The organism is Cellulosimicrobium sp. SH8 (genome assembly GCF_025818875.1).
Taxonomy (GTDB): Bacteria; Actinomycetota; Actinomycetes; order Actinomycetales; family Cellulomonadaceae; genus Cellulosimicrobium; species Cellulosimicrobium cellulans_D.
Genome location: NZ_JAMXMH010000009.1, coordinates 138,665 through 156,927, shown reverse-complemented (window position 1 = coordinate 156,927; position 18,263 = coordinate 138,665). Strand labels below are relative to the sequence as shown.

General features: G+C 72.2%; 15 protein-coding genes and 1 pseudogene. 7 read left to right on the top strand and 9 right to left on the bottom strand.

All coding sequences use genetic code 11. From position 1 onward, the window contains the following. Nucleotides 1–97: 97 nt before the first annotated feature. Entirely contained in the window at nt 98–988 is an 891-nt protein-coding gene (locus NF338_RS13795) for a LysR family transcriptional regulator (protein ID WP_264031306.1), read from the top strand. Nucleotides 989–991: 3 nt separating this feature from the next. Here NF338_RS13795 and NF338_RS13790 read toward each other — a convergent pair whose 3' ends face one another. From NF338_RS13790 to NF338_RS13770, 5 genes are all read right to left on the bottom strand, one after another. After that, entirely contained in the window at nt 992–1,801 is an 810-nt protein-coding gene (locus NF338_RS13790; RefSeq protein ID WP_264031305.1) for an ABC transporter permease, read from the bottom strand. Further along, nucleotides 1,798–2,871 (bottom strand): ABC transporter ATP-binding protein, encoded by a 1,074-nt coding sequence (locus NF338_RS13785; RefSeq protein ID WP_264031304.1) that lies wholly within the window; start codon nt 2,869–2,871, stop codon nt 1,798–1,800. Before NF338_RS13785 ends, NF338_RS13790 begins: the two co-directional genes overlap by 4 nt. Before the next feature lie 89 nt (nt 2,872–2,960). Continuing rightward, a complete protein-coding gene (locus tag NF338_RS13780; protein ID WP_264031303.1) occupies nt 2,961–3,752 on the bottom strand; it encodes a hypothetical protein in 792 nt (263 codons plus the stop codon). Beyond that, entirely contained in the window at nt 3,749–4,741 is a 993-nt protein-coding gene (locus NF338_RS13775) for an ATP-binding cassette domain-containing protein (RefSeq protein ID WP_264031302.1), read from the bottom strand. The genes NF338_RS13780 and NF338_RS13775 overlap by 4 nt, the downstream gene beginning before the upstream one ends. Before the next feature lie 5 nt (nt 4,742–4,746). Then, the gene (locus tag NF338_RS13770) at nt 4,747–5,160 is read right to left on the bottom strand and encodes a GntR family transcriptional regulator (RefSeq protein WP_264031301.1); all 414 of its coding nucleotides are present in this window, start codon (nt 5,158–5,160) and stop codon (nt 4,747–4,749) included. A gap of 296 nt (nt 5,161–5,456) precedes the next feature. Here NF338_RS13770 and NF338_RS13765 point away from each other — a divergent pair, with 296 nt between their 5' ends. Together NF338_RS13765 and NF338_RS13760 are read left to right on the top strand one after the other, a co-directional pair. Then, on the top strand, nt 5,457–5,864 hold the full coding sequence (locus tag NF338_RS13765; RefSeq protein WP_087469951.1) for a VOC family protein: 408 nt from the start codon (nt 5,457–5,459) through the stop codon (nt 5,862–5,864). Nucleotides 5,865–6,169: 305 nt separating this feature from the next. After that, nucleotides 6,170–7,369 (top strand): Fic family protein, encoded by a 1,200-nt coding sequence (locus tag NF338_RS13760; RefSeq protein WP_264031300.1) that lies wholly within the window; start codon nt 6,170–6,172, stop codon nt 7,367–7,369. A gap of 93 nt (nt 7,370–7,462) precedes the next feature. Here the strand turns inward: NF338_RS13760 and NF338_RS13755 are convergent, their stop codons facing one another. From NF338_RS13755 to NF338_RS13740, 4 genes and pseudogenes are all read right to left on the bottom strand, one after another. Further along, the gene (locus tag NF338_RS13755) at nt 7,463–8,614 is read right to left on the bottom strand and encodes an aspartate-semialdehyde dehydrogenase (protein ID WP_264031299.1); all 1,152 of its coding nucleotides are present in this window, start codon (nt 8,612–8,614) and stop codon (nt 7,463–7,465) included. Between the two features lie 11 nt (nt 8,615–8,625). Further along, entirely contained in the window at nt 8,626–9,945 is a 1,320-nt protein-coding gene (locus tag NF338_RS13750; RefSeq protein ID WP_264031397.1) for an aspartate kinase, read from the bottom strand. Nucleotides 9,946–10,078: 133 nt separating this feature from the next. Beyond that, nucleotides 10,079–10,966: a formate/nitrite transporter family protein gene (locus NF338_RS13745; RefSeq protein ID WP_264031298.1), complete on the bottom strand. Its 888-nt coding sequence runs from the start codon at nt 10,964–10,966 to the stop codon at nt 10,079–10,081. Between the two features lie 240 nt (nt 10,967–11,206). After that, nucleotides 11,207–11,833, bottom strand: a pseudogene (locus NF338_RS13740) (TetR/AcrR family transcriptional regulator); the annotation flags it as partial. Between the two features lie 258 nt (nt 11,834–12,091). Here NF338_RS13740 and NF338_RS13735 point away from each other — a divergent pair. The 4 genes from NF338_RS13735 (at nt 12,092) to NF338_RS13720 (ending at nt 18,262) form a co-directional block, all read left to right on the top strand. Beyond that, complete coding sequence (locus NF338_RS13735; protein ID WP_264031296.1) at nt 12,092–14,617, top strand: beta-glucosidase family protein; 2,526 nt, start codon at nt 12,092–12,094, stop codon at nt 14,615–14,617. A 117-nt stretch (nt 14,618–14,734) separates the two neighbouring features. Next, entirely contained in the window at nt 14,735–16,405 is a 1,671-nt protein-coding gene (locus tag NF338_RS13730) for an ABC transporter substrate-binding protein (RefSeq protein ID WP_087469956.1), read from the top strand. Nucleotides 16,406–16,568: 163 nt separating this feature from the next. Then, on the top strand, nt 16,569–17,459 hold the full coding sequence (locus NF338_RS13725; RefSeq protein ID WP_264031295.1) for an ABC transporter ATP-binding protein: 891 nt from the start codon (nt 16,569–16,571) through the stop codon (nt 17,457–17,459). Next, nucleotides 17,459–18,262: an ABC transporter ATP-binding protein gene (locus NF338_RS13720; protein WP_087469958.1), complete on the top strand. Its 804-nt coding sequence runs from the start codon at nt 17,459–17,461 to the stop codon at nt 18,260–18,262. The genes NF338_RS13725 and NF338_RS13720 overlap by 1 nt, the downstream gene beginning before the upstream one ends. Nucleotide 18,263 lies beyond the last annotated feature (1 nt).

The following is an 18,263-nucleotide window of genomic DNA, read 5'->3' as shown; positions in this document are numbered from 1 at the left end:
GGATTCCACCGATTCGTCATCAATGACGCATGCTGGGTGGATCGTTCACCCGGCGTGAACGGTGCACGGAGACGGAGGCAGAGGTAGAGGTGGCCGCGTGGAGCTGAGGGACATCGAGATCTTCCTGACGCTCGCCGACGAGCTGCACTTCGGGAGGACCGCGGAACGGCTCCACGTCTCGCCCGCGCGCGTGAGCCAGGCGATCAGCCGGCAGGAGCGGCGGATGGGGACCACCCTGTTCGAGCGCACGAGCCGGCGCGTCGAGCTGACGCCCGTCGGAGCGAGGCTGCGCGACGACCTGCGCCAGGGGTACGAGCTCATCCAGTCGGGCATCGCCGCGGCCAGCCGCACGGGAGAGCGGCCGGTCGGGGTGCTGCGCGTGGCCGCGATGGGCATCGTCGGCCACGAGCTGCAGCCGGTCGTGGACGCGTTCGGGGCCCGGCACCCGGGGTGCTCGGTGGAGCGGCGCGAGTTCCACTTCTCGGACCCCTTCGGGGCGCTGCGCGAGGGCGAGGCCGACCTGCAGGTGACGTGGGCCCCCGTCCGGGAGCCCGACGTCGTCGTAGGCCCTCGAGTGCTCACGGAGGGCCGCGTCCTCGCCGTCGCGGCGGGGCACCCGCTCGCGGGCGAGGACGCGGTGTCGGTCGAGGTCCTCGGAGACCACGTCGTGCTCGAGCTCGGCGCGGGCGTCCCCACGTACTGGGAGGAGGCGATGGTGCCCCGCCGCACGCCGTCAGGCAGGCCGGTGCTGCGCGGCCCGGTCGCGCGCACGTTCCACGAGGTGCTGACCGTGGTCGCCGCGGGCGAGGCCGTCACCCCGCTCAACGCGCACGTGCGGCGGTACTACACGCACCCCGGCGTCGTGTACGTGCCGATCGTCGACGTCCCCGACACCGAGTGGGTGCTCGTCTGGCTGCGGGACCGCGAGACCCCCGAGGTCCGCGGGTTCGCCGAGATCGCCCGCGAGCTGGGCTCGCGGGCGATCTGAGCCTCAGCTCCAGCGGAAGAGCCGGATGCCGAGCGGCAGCAGGACGGCGGTCCACACGGCCATGACGACCACCTGCACGGTCGGGAACCCGGACTCGAACCAGCCTGCGGTCATCGCCTGCGACGCGGCCCCGAGCGGCGTGAACTTCCCGATCTGGGCCACGGCCTCCGGCATGATCGGGCCGGGCGTCCACAGCCCCGAGAGGAACAGCAGCGGGAAGTAGACGAGCGTCCCGATCGCCGACGCCGTGCTCGCCTTGGGCACGCGCGCCGCGATGAGCGTGCCGAGCGAGTACATCGACGCGACGCCGAGGACGAACGCGAGCACGACAGTCCCCGCGTTCTGCGGCGCGACGAGCCCGAACACGAGCTGTCCGACGACGAGCGCGACCGCCGACGCCACGACGACCGCGACGAGGTTGATGACGAGGTGCGCGACGACGATCCCCTGCGGCCGCATGGGCGTCGTGGACAGCCGGCGCAGCAGACCCTTCTCGCGGAACGTCGCGAAGTAGACCGGCATCGTGGTCAGGGCGGGCGTCGCGATCGCGGCGGCGAGGACCACCGGGACGTACAGCGCGACGGGCGTGAGCCCGAGCCACGGCGGGGGCGCGTCCTCGATGGGGGTGCGCATCCCCGGGATCGCGAAGCCGACGCCGATCAGCAGGACGGTCGGGAACACGAGCGCGAAGAACACGGTGCCCGTGTCGCGCAGCCAGAGCCGCGACTCCGTCGCGAGCAGCACACCGAACCCGCGCCAGCCGCTGCTGCGGCGGGCGGGGGCGACGTCGGCGGTCAGGGTCGTGGCGGTCATCGGGACTCCCCTCGGGTCGGCCGGGCGACGGGCGCGTCCGGGTCGTAGGTGCGGCCGGTCACGGCGACGAACACGTCCTCGAGGGACCGGGAGACGGTCCGGACGTCGTCGGGCACGACCTCCTGCTCGGCGAGCGCGAGCACGACGGCGAGCAGCACCCGCCGCGTGCCGGCCACCTCGATCTCGCGTCCTGACGTCGGCACGACCTCGACGCGCTCGACGTCCGCGAGGCCCGCGAGCGTGTGGAGGGTGAGGTCGTGGTCGGCCGGGGGGACGCGCAGGCGCACCGTGCGCGAGGTGTCGACCGCGTCGATCAGCTCCGCGGGCGTGCCCTGCGCGACGATCCGGCCGTGGTCGATGATGACGAGCCGGTCGCACAGGCGCTCGGCCTCGTCCATGAAGTGCGTGACGAGCAGGATCGTCACGCCGCGGTCGCGCACGCGCTCCACGAGCTCCCAGGTGGCGCGGCGCGCGGCGGGGTCGAGGCCCGTCGTCAGCTCGTCGAGGATCGCGACGCGCGGGTTGCCCACCAAGGCGAGCGCGATCGACAGGCGCTGCTTCTGCCCGCCGGAGAGCTTGGCGAACGCGACGCGCCGGTGCTCGGCGAGGTCGAGGAGGTCGAGCAGCTCCTCCACGTCCGACGGCGACGCGTAGAACGACGCGAAGAGACGCATCGCCTCCTCGACGGTGATCTTCTCGTTGAGCGCCGCCTCCTGGAGCTGGACCCCGACGGCGTCGCGCACGGCCGCCGGGTCCGTCTGCGGGTCGACGCCCAGCACGCGGACCGTGCCGCCGTCGGCCTCGCGCAGCCCGGCGAGGCACTCGACGGTGGTCGTCTTCCCGGCCCCGTTGGGTCCGAGGATGCCGAAGATCTCACCCGCCTCGACGCTGAAGCTCACGTCCTCGACGGCGACCTTGCGGGCGGCTGCGTCCCCCCGGCCCGTCGGGCCCGGGTAGGTCTTGCGCAGGTTGCGGACCTCGACGACGGGCGACGCGCCCGCCGACGGGCGGGTGGTCGGGGCGGGCGACGCGACGGTCGCGCCGCCGGTGGGCGGTGGTGCGGGTCTCATGCTGACCTCCACGAGGGTGTGCGAGACCCACGCGCGGCGCGGGGCGCCGCCCGGAGGGCTCTCGGTGAACGGTGGGTGCGGTGCGCCGGTCAGCCGCTCGCGCTCGCGGCGAACTCGACCGGTTGGATCGCGACGCCCCGCAGGACGACGCGCAGGAGCAGAGCGGCGAGCACGACCCCGGCCGCCCCGCCGAGGACGGCGAGCCAGACGGGCGTGCCGTCGAGACCGACCGCGCGCGCGAGCGCGTGGCCGAAGAAGCCGGAGCGGAGGAAGACCTCGGTCAGCACCACCGGGACGAGCGACGCGAGGACGAGGAGCACCCCGCGCAGGAACCCGAACCCGTAGAAGCCGGCGGCGACGACCATCCCGGCCAGGTAGTACACGACGCAGAAGATGCCCTCGACGAGGAGCACGAGGCCCACCTGCGAGCCGTCGCCGTAGAGCTGCCCGAGCTCGGGCTCGGTCACCCACCCCGCGCGCCGGAACAGCGTCCACTCCCCCCACTTCACGAGCGCGCTCGCGACGCCGAACGTCATGCCCGACACGACGGCGCCGATCCACAGCCCGTGCGTGTACGAGCGGCGCGTGCCGCCCGACGCGACGTGCACGGCGATCGTCATGAGCGGCAGGATGATGCCCATCACGAAGAGGAAGAACTTCGCCGAGCCGGCGACTCCTCCGACGGCCTCGATGCTGACGTCGTCGTTGCGCTGCATGATCCAGAGGATGAGCGCCCCGACCGCGAGGGCGATGGCCCAGAACCACACCCCGACGTACCAGGTGCCGACGACGAAGTACCAGGCGACGGCGTTGACGCCACGCCGATGGGCGGCGGACTCGAGGGCCCGGCGCTCGGCGGTGCGGTGGGTCGTGGCGGTCATCGCGCCTCCGTCTCGGCGTCGGCACCGGTGCCGTTCCCGGCGCGCACGGTGCGGGTGAGGTGGACGAACAGGTCCTGGACGGGGACGGCGCCGACCTCGAGCCCGGCCTCCGCGGCCGCGGCCCGCTCGCCGTCGGCGAACGTGCCGAAGAGCGTCACCTGGGCCGTGCCGCCCAGCCGCTGCCGCGCGAGCACCTCGCGACCGGCCGCGTGCCGCTCGACCACCTCGGCGGGGCCGGTGAGGCTGACGCCCCGGGCGCGCACGTCGTCGGCGTTCTCGGCGAGCAGGACGTGACCGCGGTCGATGATCACCACGTCCTCGAAGAGCCGCTCCACCTCGGTGATGAGGTGGCTCGACAGCAGGACCGTACGCGGGTGCTCGGCGTAGTCGGCGACGAGCGCGTCGTAGAACGCGTACCGGCTCGGCGCGTCCATGCCGAGGTAGACCTCGTCGAAGATCGTGAGCGGCGCGCGCGACGCCAGGCCGATCACCGCGCCCAGCGCCGAGCGCTTGCCACGCGACATCTCGGTGGGCTTCTTGCGGACGTCGACCTCGAGCTCGTCGAGCAGGCGCGCGGCGAGGTCCGCGTCCCAGTGCGGGCGCAGGTCGGCGTAGTACTCGAGCGTGTCGCTCGCCTTGTCCGTCTCCCAGACGTCGCCGCTCTCGCGGACGAGCTGGGTGTGCATGGTCGCCCACACGTTCTCGAACGGGTCCTCGAGCTCGCCCGCCGGTCCGACGCGCACCGTTCCGGCCGTGGGGCGGCGGAACGCCGCGAGCAGGGCGGCGAGCGTCGTCTTGCCCGCGCCGTTGCGGCCCAGCAGGCCGGTGATGACGCCGGGCCGGATCGTGAGCGTCGCGCCGTCGAGCGCGGGGTCGTCGTCGCTGCGCGAGTAGCGCACGACGACGTCGCGCACCTCGGCGGCGAAGGGTTCTGGGGCCGTCGTGGTCGGGGTCTGGTCGGGGGTGCGGCGGGCGGGCCGGGCGGTCACGGGTCTCACCTCGGGGTGGGGTCGGTGGTCGGGCCGGTGCTCTGGTCGCCGGACGTGCCGGCGGGTCGCGGCCGGCCGAGGACGTAGTCCACGATCTCGGCCGTCGGGATGTCGAGGAGGTCGGCCTGCGCGAGCGCGGGGGCGAGGACCTCGTCGAAGAACCGGGCGCGGTGGTCGGCGAGCAGCTTCTCCCGCGCCCCCGGGGCGACGAACATGCCGAGGCCGCGGCGCTTGTAGAGGACGCCCTCGTCGACGAGACCGGCGAACGCCTTGGCCGCGGTCGCCGGGTTGATGCGGAACGTCGTCGCGAACTGCGTGGTCGACATGACCTGCTCCTCCTCCGCGAGCTCCCCTGCGAGCACCTGCGCCCGGATCATCTGCGCGATCTGGAGGTAGATGGGTTCCGGTCCGTCGAACATGGGCCCCATCCTCTCCCGCCTCGCGTGCTCTGTGGTTCATTACTCCACTAATGAACCACAGATCCAGGCGGTCTCGCAACCCCGCTCGCGCCAGGTAGAGCCCTGGTCCCGCGAGGTAGAGGCCTGGCCATGAGCACCTGCACGGTGGTCGAGGCCGCGACGCCGGCTGGCACGTGCTCGATCACCCGCTCTGGGCGGTACCCACGACGGGCGCACGGTGGGACCCTGGGAGGATCCGGCGTCCGCGGCGGGTCACGCCCTCCGGCCGCCGGCGGTCACGAAGGAGTGAGACGACGATGGTCACCATTCGGCGCGGGTTCTCCAGCTTCTCGGCGGACGACCTCGACGCGGCGCGCGATTTCTACGGAGGAACCCTCGGGCTCCCCGTCACGGCACTCGACGACGGGGGTGGTCTGGTGCTGCACCTCGGGGGCGGTTCGGACGTGTTCGTGTACCCGAAGGAGGACCATCGGCCGGCCGCCTTCACGGTCATGCACCTCACCGTCGACGACGTGGACCAGGTCGTCGACGAGCTCACCGCGAAAGGCGTGACGTTCGAGCGCTACGAAGGGTTCGACCAGGACGACAAGGGCATCGTGCGCGGCTTCATGGAGGGCGGCGACGGGGCCTGGTTCACCGACCCGGCCGGCAACATCGTCGGCCTCGCCGACGGAGAGAACATGGCACGCCTGGTCGAGGGCTGATTTCCGGCCGATCGGTACGGCGCCGCCGCGGGAAGACCCCGGCGGCGTCCGCACGTCGTGGCGCAGTTCCGTGCGGACACCCGGGTCCAGGCAGCGCCAGGCGATCAGCCTCGACGTCCGGTGCGGTCGCGGGTGAGACCGGCGACCAGGTCGGTGGCGTCGCAGTCGAGCGCCTTGGCGATGTCGAGCAACGTCGGCAGACGCGGGTTGGCCGGGGACCTCTTGGCCCGGTCCGCGCTCCCCTGTTGTCCACAAGGAACATACAGGTGCTCGCAATGTCACTCATCGGGCCCTAGAGTGACATTGTGGATCTCAGCGTGTTCGTGAACAGCTCGCCGGGGGAACTTGTCACGATCCGGGGCAGCGATCCGGTGCTGGGTTCGTGGGAGCACAAGGCGTTCATCCCTGAACCGCTGTCGACGACGATGCCGGATCTCACACCCTCGACGTACCTGGCCGTCGCGGAGGCTCGTGCAGCTCTGGCTGCGCTCGACAGCACGGGGCGCCAGCTCCCCCACCCGACGTTGCTCCGGCTGCCGACCCTCCGCCGTGAGGCGCAGAGCACGTCCGCTCTGGAAGGGACGTACGCCCCCCTCGCCGAGGTGTTCACCGCGGATGACGACGATCCCGCTTCCGCCGAGCTCGTCGAGATCCTCAACTACGTCCGCATGGCGAACGCCGGGTTCGCTCGCATCGCTGACGGTTGGCCCGTCTCCGTCACCATGCTCAGCGAGCTCCAGGGAATCCTGATGGCCGATACGCCGCTCGAGTCGCAGTCCGGCCGACTCCGCGACGGGCAGGTCGTCATCGGTCGACGAGAGGACGCCGTCGCGGTCCGATTCCCCGTGGAAGCCGCGCGATTCGTCCCCGCGCCCGGTGGACACCAGCTCGAGGCCGGCGTGCGCGATCTCGTGGACTGGATGCGCTCGGACCACCGCGGCGCGATCGACCCTGTGGTGGCAGCCGGTATGTCCCACTACCAGTTCGAGACGCTCCACCCCTTCCGTGACGGCAACGGTCGTGTCGGACGGTTTCTGATCGTCCTGCATCTCCAGAGCACGAACGTCCTCGCAGAACCGACGCTCACCGTCTCCCCGTGGTTCGAGGCGCGTCGTGGCCGGTACTACGACCACCTGCTCGGGGTGAGCACCCGCAACGACTGGGACTCCTACCTCCGGTTCTTCGCCGAAGGGCTACGGCAGGCTGCAGACACCACCCGACACGAAATGGTCGCGCTCGTAGCCGTCCAGGCGGAGCTGAAGGACACGATCCGTGCGTCGCCGCTGCGCGCCGACTCAGCGCACGCGCTCGTCGACCTCGCCGTGGCCAACCCGACCTTCACCGTGCGTAAGGTCGAGGCCGAGCTCGGCGTCTCGTACGGGAGAGCGAACAAGCTCGTCGGGCAGCTGGTCGAGCTGGGCATCCTCGACGTCGTCGACCCGGACGCGTACAAGCGCCGCTTCTTCGCACCCCGCGTGCTCCAGGTGCTGAGCCGCACCACGTAGGTCCCTGAACGAGGTAGAGCCCAGGTCGGGCGACCTGGGCCTACCTCGGTTGACCAGTGCCCTGGCTCGGGTGATCAAGGTTCCGGCTCAGCGTCAGGCGGAGGCCGTCTCCGGGGCGGGGACCGGGTTCTGTGCCAACTCTCCGGCGAACGCCGCGCGGACGGCGTCGAGGTCCTGCGCGACGAGCTCGGCGAGCTGCACCGCGTTGAGCGCGGCGCCCTTGCGGAGGTTGTCGTTCGAGACGAAGAGGACGAGGCCACGGCCGTCGGGGACGGACTGGTCGGTGCGGACGCGGCCGACGAACGAGGGGTCCTTGCCGGCCGCCTCGAGCGGGTTCGGGACGTCCGCGAGCACCACGCCCGGCGCGGACGCCAGGATCTCGCGCGCGCGGTCGGGCGTGATCGCGGCGCCGAACTCCGCGTGGATCGCGAGCGAGTGGCCGGTGAACACCGGGACGCGCACGCAGGTCCCGGCGACCGCCAGCGACGGCAGGCCGAGGATCTTGCGCGACTCGTTGCGGAGCTTCTTCTCCTCGTCCGTCTCCTCCTGCCCGTCGTCGACGATCGACCCGGCGAGCGGGACGACGTTGAACGCGACGTTGCGCGGGAAGACGGCGGGCTCGGGGAAGGCGACCGCGCCGCCGTCGTGCACGAGCCCGACGAGCCCGGCGCCCGTGCCCTCGGCCGCCGCCCCCGCGACGGCCTGTGCGCGCAGCTCCTCCGCGCCGGCGAGACCGGCGCCGGACACGGCCTGGTACGTCGCGACGATCAGGCGCTCCAGCCCGGCCTCGTCCGCGAGCGGCTTGAGCACGGGCATCGCGGCCATGGTCGTGCAGTTCGGGTTGGCGATGATGCCCTTGCGCGCCTCGCGCAGCGCGGCGGGGTTGACCTCGGAGACGACGAGCGGGACGTCCGGGTCCATGCGCCACGCGGACGAGTTGTCGATGACGACGGCGCCCGCCTCGGCGAAGCGCTCGGCCTGCGCCTTCGACGTCGCGCCGCCCGCGGAGAAGAGCGCGACGTCGATCCCCCGCAGGTCGTCGGTCGAGGTCGCGGCGACGTCCTCCACGACGACGTCGGTCCCGCGCCACGGGAGCGTCGACCCGGCGGAGCGCGCCGACGCGAAGTAGCGGATGCTCGCGACGGGGAGGTCGCGCTCCTCGAGGAGGCGGCGCATGACGGCGCCCACCTGGCCGGTCGCGCCGACGACGGCGACGTGCAGGCCCTGACGGTTCTCGGTGGTCATGTCCAGTCCTCTCAGCGGCCGGTGCCGGCGTAGACGACGGCCTCGCCGTCGGCGGCGTCGAGCTCGAACGCGGTGTGCACGGCGCGCACCGCGTCGTCGAGCGAGTCCTCACGGGTCACGACGGAGATGCGGATCTCCGAGGTGGAGATCATCTCGATGTTGATGCCCGCGTCGCGCAGCGCGCCGAAGAGCTTCGCGGAGACGCCCGGGTGGGACTTCATGCCCGCGCCGACGAGCGACAGCTTGCCGATCTGGTCGTCGAACTGGAGCGAGTCGAACCCGATCTCGCCCTGGAGCGCGGACAGCGCCGACATCGCGGCCGGGCCGTCGCCCTCGGGAAGCGAGAACGAGATGTCGGTCAGCCCCGTCCGGGCGGCCGACACGTTCTGCACGATCATGTCGATGTTCACGCCCGAGCCCGCGACGACCTCGAAGATGCGCGCGGCTGTCCCGGGGACGTCAGGCACCCCGACGACGGTGATCTTGGCCTCGCTGCGGTCGTGCGCGACGCCGGAGATGATCGGGTCTTCCATGACGGTCTCCTCGGGAAGGTCTGCGGAGCTGGGGGCGTCGTCGGCGGGGCGGGTCACGGAGTAGGCGTCCGCGCTGACGAACGTGCCCTCCTTGCCGCTGAACGACGAGCGGACGTGGATCGGCACGCCGTACCGGCGGCCGTACTCGACGCAGCGCAGCGCGAGGACCTTGGCCCCGCTCGCCGCCATCTCGAGCATCTCCTCGTACGTGATGCGGTCGATCTTGCGCGCGCTCGGCACGATGCGCGGGTCGGCCGTGAAGATGCCGTCCACGTCGGTGTAGATCTCGCACACGTCGGCGTCGAGGCCCGCCGCGAGCGCGACGGCCGTCGTGTCCGACCCGCCGCGACCGAGCGTCGTCACGTCGTTCGTCGACTGCGTGACGCCCTGGAAGCCCGCGACGATCGCGACCTGGCCGCGCTCGATCGTCTCCCGGATGCGGTGCGGGACGACGTCGACGATGCGCGCCTTGCCGTGCACGGCGTCGGTGATGACGCCGGCCTGCTGGCCCGTGAACGACTTGGCCTTGACGCCCAGGCTGTTGATCGCCATCGCGAGCAGCGACATCGAGATGCGCTCGCCCGCGGTGAGGAGGATGTCCATCTCGCGCTGCGGCGGGAGGGGGGTGACCTGCTGCGCGAGGTCGATGAGCTCGTCCGTCGTGTCGCCCATCGCCGAGACCACGACGACGACGTCGTGCCCCGCCCGCTTGGTCTGCGCGATGCGCTTGGCCACGCGCTTGATGCTCTCGGCGTCCGATACCGACGAACCGCCGTACTTCTGCACGACAAGTGCCACGTGCTGCTCCATCTGTCGCCGGCCTCCGTCTCTCTCAACGGCCCGCCGGGTGCTTGTGGGTCGATCGATGATACGCACGCGTCCCGCGGTCCGGCCAAGCCCGTCCCGCCATGCGGGCCCGGGCGGCGCGGCGTCAGCCCGCGCGGTGGCTCCGGTCGAGGGGCGCGGTCACCCGCCGGAGCGCGGGCATGGGGAGCGCGACCGGGTCCGGGTGCGGGTCCGTGGAGCGCGCATCACGCCCGGGACTCGCCGAGGGGCCGGCGACGACGACGTAGGCGAGGCCGACGACGAGGGCGCCGCCGACGAGGTTGCCGAGGCCGACCCAGGTGAGGTTGCGGGCGAAGTCGGCCCACGTCGTCGGGCCCAGGTCGCCGAGGAGGCCGAGCGAGAAGGTCGTCATGTTGGCGACGACGTGCTCGAACCCGGAGGCGATGAACGCGAGGATCGCCCAGAACAGGACGATCGCCTTGCCCGCCTCGGAGCGCAGGCGGCCGCAGGCCCAGATCGCGGCGCACACGAGGAGGTTGCACAGGACGCCACGGAAGAAGAGCTCGCCGCCGGTCTCGTGGGCCTTCGCGCGCAGCATCGACGCGACCATCTCCCCCGCGGCCGCGTTGGAGTGCAGGACGCCGGCCTTCGTGACCGCGAACGCGAAGAGCATCGAGCCGGCGAGGTTGCCGACGAGGCACAGAGCGAGCGTGACGACGGCGTCGCGCAGCCGGACGGCGCGCGTCGCGACGCCCTGGGCGAGGATCATCATCGCGGAGGTCGCGAGCTCGGCACCGGCGAACACGACGAGGGTCAGGGCCGCGGCGAACACGCCGCCCGCGACGAGCCGCTCCCCCGGCGAGCCGGCCGCGAGGAACGGCCCGGCCGTCGCGACCATGAGCACGACGCCGACGCCGATGTACGCGCCGGCGAGCATCGCGGCGACGAGGTAGCGCGCCGGGCGTCTCGCCGAGCCGACCTTCTTCCGGGCCGCCTCCGACTGGGTGGTCAACGCCTGGGCGAGGGTCTGCACGACCTCGATCCTCGCCGTCGTCCGCCGCGCCCGCCCAGGGCCCGTGGTCGCGACCCGCCGGGACCGAAGGTCCGAGGCCGCGGGACCAGCCCCGAGGACTCCTGCCTGCGGCCGTCAGGCCGTCGCGGCCTCCACGGGCCGGGCGGCCGCGGCCCTGGCGCCCTCGTCGGCATCGGAATCGGCGTGGGTGTCGGCGTCACCGACGGCGCCGCCCTCCTCCGCGGCCACCGGGAGCGCCCCGAGCGGGGACGGGCGGGGGTCGAGCACCGCGGTCACGATCGCCTCGATCGCGAACTGGCTCGCCTCGCCGAGGTCGACCTGCGTGGGATCGAGGAGCCACTGGACCTGGAGGCCGTCCATGACGGCGAGGATCGACGCCGACGCGTGCCGGACGGTCGCGGGGACGCTCACCCCGCGCTCGACGCACAACGCCTCGAACGCCTCGACGGCCTCGCTGCGCAGCGTGCGGTACCGGCCCTGGAAGAAGGCGCGCGCGGGGTGGTCGTCGGTCACGGACTCGGCGGAGAGGACGGCGTACGTCTGCACGATCCCGGCGCGCTGCGCGTTGAGGAACGCGGTGCGGACCAGGTGGCGGAACATGTCGATGCCGCCCGGGATGTGCTGCCCGTCGAGGCCGGCGACGTCGCTCTCGTCGCGGTAGCGCAGCACCTCGAGGAGGAGATGGTCCTTGGACCCGAAGTGGTGCAGGATCCCGGCGTGGGTCATGTCGACCTGCTCCGCGATCTCCGCCAGGGGACCGTTGTGGTAGCCCTTGCTCCCGAAGGTCGCCATGGCGGCCTTGAGGATCTCCTCGCGGCGCCGGAGGGTCTCCTCCCGCACGCGGGGGCGCCGCCTGCTCGTGGTCATCGCCTCGTCACTTCCTCGTCGTGGTGCCCGGTGCGCCACCGTCGGCGCCGACGTCGGCGTCCCGGCACCGAGCGCGTCCTCGGTCCGTCGCCGTCCGGGGGTGATCCTACGCACGCGGCGGCGCCTCCGAGCCACACTCCCGGCAAAGGTCACGGTCAGATATCGATCTGACCTGCGGAAACGCAGATTCTTGCCAACTTACTGACTGCACGGTAAGTTCTCCGCTCGACAGACGACTCGACGACGAGGAGCACGTACGTGACATCGCAGTCCCTCGCGGGAGAGCGCGACCCCGCGGAGCTCGACACCCTGCGCACCCGTGCGCAGGAGCTGACCCTCCGCGCGAAGGTCCGCCTCCTCACCGGCCAGTCCATGTGGCGCCTGCACGCCCTGGACGAGCTCGGGCTGCGCCCCGTCGTCATGTCCGACGGGCCCGTCGGGGTCCGCGGCACGAGCGAGGTCGAGGGCGAGACCTCGATCCTCTTCCCGTCCCCCAGCGCGATCGGCGCGACCTGGGACCGGGCCGCCGCGCACGAGACCGGTCAGGCGTTCGCCCGCGAGGCGCGCACGCACGGCGTCGACGTCGTCCTCGCGCCCCAGGTCAACATCCAGCGCACGCCCGTCGGCGGCCGGCACTTCGAGTGCTACTCCGAGGACCCGTACCTCACGGCCCAGATCGGCACCGGCGTCGTGCGCGGCCTCCAGGACCAGGGCGTCGCGGCGTGCGTCAAGCACTACGTCGCCAACGACTCCGAGACGCAGCGCACGTCGTACGTGTCGCACGTCGACCCCCGCGTCCTGCGCGAGATCTACCTCGCCCCGTTCGAGGACGCGGTCGCGGCGGGCGCGTGGTCCGTCATGGCGGCCTACAACCAGGTGGACGACGGCGTGGAGTCCGGCCCCATGACCGGGCACCGGCACCTGCTCACCGACGTCCTCAAGGACGAGCTCGGGTTCGACGGCGCCGTGGTCTCCGACTGGGTCGCGACGCACACGACCGAGCTCTCCGCGAACGGCGGGCTCGACGTCGTCATGCCCGGCCCGGGCGGCCCGTGGGAGGACGCCCTCGTCCGCGCGGTCGAGGACGGCCGCGTGCCCGAGAGCGAGATCGACGACAAGGTCGCGCGCATCCTCCTGCTCGCACGCCGCGTCGGCGCGCTCGACGAGCCCGCCCGCCCGGTCACGCACGACGGCGACCTGCGCGCCCTGGTGCGCCGCACCGCCGCCGCCGGCACCGTCGTCCTGCGCTCGGACGCCCAGAACCCCGTCTGGGACCGCCCCGCCCCGCGCTCGATCGCGCTCGTCGGCCCCAACGCCGTGCGCCCGCACGTGCTCGGCGGCGGCAGCTCGACCGTCAACCCCGCGCACGTCGTCACCCCCGCCGAGGGCCTGGCCGCCCGCTGGCCCGACGCCACGCTCACCGTGGCCCGCGGCGGCGACGCGCGCCGGTTCGCCCCCCGCCTCGACGTGGAGGGACGCAGCGCGGACGGCGCCGCCGTCGCGGTGACCTGGCTCGACGCCGAGGGCGCGACGCTCCGCAAGTCCGTCCTGCCCCGCTGGGACGGGTTCCTGCGCGACCTGCCCGCCGAGGTGGACACCGTCGTGCTCGACGTCGACGTCCTCCTCGACGAGCCCGGCGACCACGTGCTCGAGGTCGGCACGGTCCCGGGCCACACGATCGAGATCGACGGCGTCGTCGTCGCGAAGGACGACCGCCGCTCCGGCGTCGAGGTCATCCTCGACTCGTCGATCAACAACCCGGCGGGAACCCCCGCGACCGTGCACGTCGACGCGCCGCGTCGCGTGCGGATCACCGCGTCGCTCCTCGTCACCCGCGCCCAGGGCTACGGGAACCTCGTCCGCGCGGAGCTGCGCCACCGCGTCCCCGCGCCGAGCGTCGAGCAGGAGATCGCCGACGCCGTCGAGGCCGCCCGCGCGGCCGACCTGACCGTCGTCGTCGTCGGGACGAACGAGGAGGTCGAGTCCGAGGGCTGGGACCGCACCTCGCTCGCGCTGCCCGGCCGCCAGGACGAGCTCGTCGAGCGGGTCCTCGACGTCGACCCGGACGCGGTCGTCGTCGTGAACGCGGGTGCGCCCGTGCTGCTCCCCTGGCTCGACCGCGCACGCACGGTGCTGTGGGTCTGGTTCCCCGGCCAGGAGGCCGGGCACTCGATCGCGGACGTGCTCGCGGGCGCCGTCGAGGCGGCCGGCCGCCTGCCCTGGACCCTCCCGGCCGCCGAGGCCGACGTCCCCGTCCCCCACGCGGTCCCCGACCAGGGGGTCGTCGAGTACACCGACGGCGTCCACGTCGGCTACCGCGCGTGGGAGCGCTCGGGCGCGATCCCTGCCGCGCCCTTCGGGCACGGGCTGGGCTGGACGACGTGGTCGTACGACGCGTCCTCCGGGCCGGACCACCTGCCCGCCCGCACGCCCGACGGCGACGTGACCCTCACGGTCCGCGTCACCAACACCGGGTCCCGCGACGGCCGCGAGGTCGTCCAGGTCTACGTCGAACCCCCGGTCGCGCCCGCGTCGGCCCCGGTCGCCGAGCGCGACCGCCCGGTCCGCTGGCTCGGCGGGTTCGCCGTCGTCGACGTCGCCGTGGGGGCCACCGCCGACGTCACCGTGACCGTCCCCCGCCGTCAGCTCGAGGTGTGGGACACCGACAGCGGACGCTGGCACCTCCCGGCCGGTACCTACCGGCTCCGGGCGGGGCGTTCCGTCCACGACCTCCGCCTGGACACCGCGGTCCGGGTGCAGGACAGCACCACCGAACAGGAGTAGCCCGGACCGCGGTCCAGCGGGGCGACCCAGCGCCCCACGCACCATTCGTTTCACGCACCACGTTCCACCGCCCCGGCACCGCGCCGGGGACGATGTTCCCTCGAAGGAGAGAGATTCATGAGGTTGAAGGCCTCCGCGATCGCCCTCGGCATCGCGACAGCACTCGTGCTGACCGGCTGCTCGTCGACGGGCGGCAACAACGACGACGAGACGACCGGCTCCGGCGCGGGCGCCGCCCTCACCATCGCGAAGCCGGACGGCGCGATCGCGACCGAGTCGAACAACCCGTGGATCGGCGACTCGTCCGCGCTCAAGCTCGGCTACGTCAACGCGATCTACGAGCCCGTCGGCATCGTCAACGTCGTCAACCCGTCGGACGAGGTCCGCCCCTGGCTCGCGTCCGAGATCACGTGGTCGGAGGACTACACCTCGGTCCAGCTCACGGCCCGCGAGGGCGTGAAGTGGAACGACGGCGAGGACCTCACCGCCGACGACATCGCGTACTCGTACCAGATCCTCGTCGACAACCCCGCGCTCGACACCGCCGCGCTCGGCATCAAGAGCGTCGCGACCGAGGGCGACGTCGTCACCGTCACCTTCAACACCCCCATGTACGTGAAGCAGGACAAGGTCCTGCACCGCTTCGTCGTCCCGAAGCACGTCTGGGAGAAGGTCGCCGACCCGACCACGGAGACGAACCCCGAGCCCGTCGGCACCGGCCCGTACACGCTGACCAGCTTCAGCACGGAGAGCGTGCAGCTCGACGCGCGCGACGACTACTGGGGCGGCGAGCTCGCGGTCCCGACGCTGTACTACGTGTCGTACAACGACAACAGCGCCCTGACGACGGCGCTCGCCAACGGCGACGCGGACTGGGCGCAGGCGGCCCTCCCGAACGTGCAGTCGGCGTTCGTGGACAAGGACCCGGAGCACAACGTGTACTGGGCCCCCGCCGGCCTGGGCATCGACGCGATGTTCGTCAACACGACCAAGAAGCCGTTCGACGACGTCGCGTTCCGCCAGGCCGTCAACATGGTCATCGACCGCGAGCAGCACCAGCAGATCGCCCGCGAGGGCGGCGTCCCGCTGCTCACCTCGGTCACGGGCCTGCCCACCCCCGCCGGTGACCCGTTCATCTCGGACGAGTTCGCGGGCGAGGAGTACGAGGTCGACGTCGAGGGCGCCAAGAAGGTGCTCACCGACGCGGGCTACACCTACCAGGGCGACGCCCTGATCGACCCCGACGGCGAGCCCGTCACCTTCCAGCTCTCCGTCCCCCAGGGCTGGAACGACTACGTCACCGGCATCAGCCTGATCTCCGAGTCCGTGAAGGCCATCGGCGTCGAGGCGTCGGTCGACACGCCCGACTCCGACTCGTGGTGGGCCGCCAAGGGCACCGGCGACTTCGACGCGATCCTGCACTGGACCGAGACCGGCGCGACGCCGTACGACATCTACAGCGACACGATGGACGCCCGTTGGCTCAAGCCGATCGGCGAGGCCGCGGACTACAACTTCGGCCGCTTCGACAGCCCGGAGGCCACCGCGGCGCTCAACGCGTACCTCGCCGCCACGTCGGACGAGGAGCGTGCGACGGCGATCGCCGCGGCGCAGAAGATCTTCGTGGACGAGGTCCCCGTCATGCCGATCGGCACGCGTCCGTTCATCTCGCAGTTCAACACCCGCAACTACGTGGGCTGGCCGAGCGACGACGACCCGTACATCAACGCGGACCCGACGCAGCCGACCTCGGTGCTCATCCTCACCCAGCTCAAGCCGGCCGAGTGAGGCCCTAGGCTCGCGCGTCGCCACGGCGCGCGAGCCGGGTGCGGCAGGGTGCGCCGGGAAGGTCCCCACACCTTCCCGGCGCACCCACCGCGGTGCGACGGTATGACCCGCACCCGAGAGCACGACGCACCGCGAACCCCCAGCACAGAAACAGGTAGGACGAGTGAACACCGAACCTCTGCTGACCGTCTCGAGCTTCAGCGTGGTCTACGACGTCGACCCGCCCGTCGAGGCCGTCAGCGACGTCTCCCTCACGCTGCACCGCGGGGAGATCCTCGGCCTCGCCGGCGAGTCCGGCTGCGGCAAGACGTCGCTCGCGTACGGCATCCAGCGGCTGCTCAAGCCGCCGGCCGTCATCCCCTCGGGGTCGGCGATCTTCCACGACGAGTCGGGCGAGGACGTCGACCTCAACGCGCTCGACGACGACGCGATGCGCCGGTTCCGGTGGGACAAGGCGTCGATGGTGTTCCAGGGGGCGATGAACGCGCTCAACCCGGTCGCCAACATCGGCAAGCAGCTCGGCGACGTGTTCGAGACGCACCGGCCCCGCATGAGCAAGGCCGAGCGGACCGAGGAGAGCGCCCAGCTCCTCGACCTCGTCGGCGTCGGACGCGACCGGCTGCGCTCCTACCCGCACGAGCTCTCCGGCGGCATGCGCCAGCGCGTCATGATCGCGATGGCCCTCGCGCTCAAGCCGCAGCTCATGATCATGGACGAGCCGACGACGGCGCTCGACGTCCTCGTGCAGCGCGAGATCCTGCAGCAGATCTCGGACCTGCGGAAGCAGTTCGGCTTCTCGGTCATCTTCATCACGCACGACCTCCCGCTGCTCCTCGAGATCTCGGACCGGATCGCGGTCATGCGCCAGGGCCGGATCGTCGAGCTCGACACCGCGTCGAACATCTACCACCACGCCCAGCACGAGTACACCCGCAAGCTCCTCGGCTCGTTCCCGAGCCTCACCGGCGAGCGGGGCGGGTTCGTGCGGGGCCGGTCGGAGGCGGCGGCCACGGCGTCGAGCACAGTCACGACCAGCGCAGGAGGCCAGGCCTGATGACCACCCTCGAGTTCTCCCACGTCAGCAAGAAGTACCGGGTCCGTGGCTCCGGCGACCTGCTCGCGCTCGACGACGTCAGCTTCACGCTCACCTCGGGGCGCACCATCGCGCTCGTCGGGCAGAGCGGCAGCGGCAAGTCGACGATCGCGAAGATCCTCACGCAGCTCGAGCGCGCCACGTCCGGCGAGATCCTGCTCGACGGCGCCCCCATCCCCCGCCGGGGACGGGCCCTGCGCCGCTACCGGCAGCAGGTCCGCATGGTCTTCCAGGACCCGTTCGCGTCGCTCAACCCGTACCACACGATCCGCCACCACCTCGAGCGCCCGTTGCGCCTCGACCACGTGGTCCCGAAGGACGAGGTCGACGCCGAGGTGCACCGCCTCCTCGACCGCGTCCACCTGGACGGCGGGGTCGTGGAACGCCGCCCGCACGAGCTGTCCGGCGGACAGCGCCAGCGGGTCGCGATCGCGCGCGCCCTCGCGTCGCGCCCGTCGCTGCTCATCGCGGACGAGCCGGTCTCGATGCTCGACGTGTCGATCCGCCTCGGCGTCCTCAACCTCCTCGCCGAGCTGCAGCGCGAGGCGAACCTCGGGGTCCTCTACATCACGCACGACCTGGCGACCGCGCGCCACTTCAGCGACGAGATCATGGTCCTGCACCACGGGAAGGTCGTGGAGCACGGCCCGGCCGACGACGTGATCCTCGAGCCCCAGCACCCCTACACCCGCGCGCTACGCGATGCCTCGCCCAACCCGGAGGTCCACTTCTCCGGCACCGGCCCCGCATCGTCGAGGAGCTGAT

What these genes read in the sequence shown, in the direction of transcription:
- NF338_RS13790 (WP_264031305.1), bottom strand. Translation starts at nt 1,801, where the DNA reads ATGACCGCCACGACCCTGACCGCCGACGTCGCCCCCGCCCGCCGCAGC.
- NF338_RS13785 (WP_264031304.1), bottom strand. Translation starts at nt 2,871, where the DNA reads ATGAGACCCGCACCACCGCCCACCGGCGGCGCGACCGTCGCGTCGCCC.
- NF338_RS13780 (WP_264031303.1), bottom strand. Translation starts at nt 3,752, where the DNA reads ATGACCGCCACGACCCACCGCACCGCCGAGCGCCGGGCCCTCGAGTCC.
- NF338_RS13770 (WP_264031301.1), bottom strand. Translation starts at nt 5,160, where the DNA reads ATGTTCGACGGACCGGAACCCATCTACCTCCAGATCGCGCAGATGATC.
- NF338_RS13765 (WP_087469951.1), top strand. Translation starts at nt 5,457, where the DNA reads ATGGTCACCATTCGGCGCGGGTTCTCCAGCTTCTCGGCGGACGACCTC.
- NF338_RS13755 (WP_264031299.1), bottom strand. Translation starts at nt 8,614, where the DNA reads ATGACCACCGAGAACCGTCAGGGCCTGCACGTCGCCGTCGTCGGCGCG.
- NF338_RS13730 (WP_087469956.1), top strand. Translation starts at nt 14,735, where the DNA reads ATGAGGTTGAAGGCCTCCGCGATCGCCCTCGGCATCGCGACAGCACTC.
- NF338_RS13720 (WP_087469958.1), top strand. Translation starts at nt 17,459, where the DNA reads ATGACCACCCTCGAGTTCTCCCACGTCAGCAAGAAGTACCGGGTCCGT.